At 40.8% G+C, this 3,012-nt stretch carries 2 protein-coding genes; both read left to right on the top strand.

Going from position 1 to position 3,012, the window contains the following annotated elements:
- Positions 1-494 (top strand): hypothetical protein (locus tag RMY00_RS35990; RefSeq protein ID WP_322652125.1); only part of this gene is annotated, 494 nt, incomplete at its 5' end.
- Positions 495-505: 11 nt separating this feature from the next.
- Positions 506-2,680 carry an AAA family ATPase gene (locus RMY00_RS35985; RefSeq protein ID WP_322652124.1) on the top strand — a complete coding sequence of 725 codons (2,175 nt, stop codon included), beginning with the start codon at positions 506-508 and terminating at the stop codon, positions 2,678-2,680.
- Positions 2,681-3,012 lie beyond the last annotated feature (332 nt).

Below are 3,012 nucleotides of genomic sequence, written 5' to 3'. Positions count from 1 at the left end.
CGCTCAAAAATTCCAATCAACTAACAGAAATCCAAAATCAACTAGCAGAACTTCAGTCCCTTAAGTCTGAAATAGAATCGCTCAAAAATTCCAATCAACTAACAGAAATCCAAAATCAACTAGCAGAACTTCCATCCTTTAAGTCTGAGATAGAATCGCTCAAAAATTCCAATCAATTAACAGAAATCCAAAATCAACTAGCAAAAATTCAGTCTTTTCAAACAGAGTTAGAAGCAAATAACAAGGATAATGATCTAACTACACTTATTGAAATTACAATGCTGAAATCAGAAATAGAAAATCTGAAAAAACAGCCAGTATTCAAAACTCTCCAGACTCAAATTACAGAGTTGCAATCTTTCAAGACAGAACGTGACTTAACGACAAATCAAGAGATAACTAGTTTAAAAATAGAAATAGAATCTCTCAAAACAAAAATGCAAAAAGTTGCTTGGCTTGATGATAATAATATATCAACTTGGTTGAGATTATAGTAATAAGGGCAATGGAATATTATCCAACCTCAGTTGAGCATATTTTGGCAGAGCTAGAGAGAATTGACCTGCTGATTCGAGTCCAAGTCTGGAGAATGCAGCACATCCAGCCAAGTGACAATGAATTGCAGGGACTTCTTATTTCCGAACAAGAGATAGAGGAACTCCTAAGACAACCCATAGGTTTACCCCGTTGGGCAAATATTCCAACACCATTGTCTTCAATCGAGGTTCAAACTGCTCTAGAAGGAATGACTGCTGATATCGCTCAACGCCAAACTGGGAGTATTCAAAAAGGCATTAAATTACGCTTGCATGAACTAGTTTGTCACTTTCAGCTCACACCACTTGACAGAGATACGCTATTAATTTGTTTAGCTCCGGAATTAGATTTGGGTTACGAGCGTCTTTATGCTTATCTCCAAGATGACGTAAGAAAGAAGCGGCCCTCTGTAGATTTGGTGTTAAATTTACTATGTGCAGATTTCAAAAGCAAGCTCTCAGCACGTCAACGTTTTCTGCCTACTGCTCCCCTAATCAAACATCAACTGCTGCATTTATTTGATGATTCGTCACAGCAGCAACCACCACTGCTGAGTAAATATCTCAAAGTCGATGAACGGGTAGTTAATTATTTACTTGGTAATGACGAACTCGACACCCGGCTTTTACCCTATGCTAAATACACCTGGCCTCAAGTAAAACTTGAAGATTTGTTACTACCACTGGAAATTAAAGAACGCTTAGGCTTACTAGCCTTGGAGAAACAAATAATTAAAACCAGACTAATATTTTACTTCCAAGGAACTTACGGAGTTGGCAAGCATACTACTGCCGAGGCATTTTGTCAGGAATTGGGAATCGGGTTGTTGACAGTAGAGTTAGAAAGACTATTATCAGAGGAATCGAGAGAATTTGAAACAATTATTGCTCTAGCTTACCGTGAAGCGGTGTTACAGTCAGTAGCTATATACTTTGAAGGTTTTGACGCACTTTTAGCTTCGGACAAAGCCGCTTGGCGGTTAGCATTACTGCACCAAGTGCAGGAAATGCAATTGCTGACCTTTTTAGCAGGTAACACTATCTGGGAACCATCCAAGGCACAACCAGACTTGACCTTTTTGCGAGTGGAATTTCCTCCCCTGACAGCAGCCCAACGGGTAGAGTTATGGACAAGGTTTATAGGGGAGCAAGGCATTGCACCTCTACAGGATTTGGCTAACAAATTCCGTTTTAGTGGTGGACAAATTCGGGATGCGGCAGCTACAGCACGTAATTTAGCTTGTTGGCAAGATCCAACGCCAGGGCAGATAACTATAAATAACCTAATCGCTGCCTGTCGCTTGCAATCAAATCGTCAGTTAAGCGAAATGGCTCGCAAGATTACACCACGCTACAAGTGGTCAGACATTATCTTACCGGATGAGCAAAAAAATACAATACAAGAACTTTGTAATTATGTTAAATATCGTAGCTTGGTTTATGACGAGTGGGGTTTTGAGAAAAAGCTGTCTTTAGGCAAAGGACTAAACATTCTATTTGCAGGGCCTCCAGGGACGGGCAAGACAATGGCGGCTGAGGTTGTAGCAGGAGAATTGGAGTTAGACTTGTATAAAATAGACCTTTCGGCAGTGGTCAGCAAGTATATTGGCGAGACAGAAAAGCACCTATCCCGCATCTTCCAGGAGGCAGAAACTAGTAATGCAATTCTCTTTTTTGATGAAGCTGATGCCCTATTTGGCAAGCGTACCGAGGTAAGTGATGCCCATGACCGCTATGCCAACCTTGAGGTCAGCTACCTCTTGCAAAGAATGGAGGAGTATAACGGCGTAGTAATTTTGGCGACGAATTTTCGCAAAAATATGGATGAAGCGTTTGTGCGGCGATTGCATTTTACCCTCGATTTTCCTTTACCGGATGAGAAGCATCGTCGCCACATTTGGCAAAACCTTTGGCCAGACGCTATTCCTCGTAGTGCAGAATTAGATTTGGATTTTATGGCGCGACGTTTTGAGATTCCGGGAGGGAATATACGCAATATTGTGCTGGCAGCAGCTTTTTTGGCAGCCGATGATGGTGGGGTGGTACAAATGTGTCACTTGGTACGTGCGACTCGGCGGGAGTACCAGAAGATGGGGAAGGTGTTGATGGAGGGGGAATTTGGGGAGTATGTGGGGCAGTTGTAATTTTAGAGTTTAGATTATTAGAGCAAAGAAAGCATTAAGAAGCAAAGTATTTATTTATAGACGAGGAAGGAGAATATGGAGTCAAAAACAATTCAAAATTCAAAATTACAATCATTGGGGGCTTAAAACCCGACACTGATTGTAGGTGAAGCCTTCCTGTAGAATAGACCACTGATTTTTTGAATCGGTGGGGGCTTGTACCCAGAATTAATAAATTAAAAATTTTTATTTCTTCTTTATTTTGAATTTTGAACGAACAAATTTAAATCTTTACGACCCCTCTGATGCTTGTTTAGCTTTCTCTTGCACATCTTGTGCCGCTTTTTGTGACG

This window comes from Nostoc sp. ChiVER01, assembly GCF_034531155.1.
Classification (GTDB): domain Bacteria; phylum Cyanobacteriota; class Cyanobacteriia; order Cyanobacteriales; family Nostocaceae; genus Nostoc.
Note: the sequence above shows the minus strand (reverse complement) of the source record. Positions and strands in the feature narration are given on the sequence as shown.

Excerpts from the sequence above, each read along its gene's own strand:
- RMY00_RS35985 (WP_322652124.1), top strand. The coding sequence starts at position 506 with ATGGAATATTATCCAACCTCAGTTGAGCATATTTTGGCAGAGCTAGAG.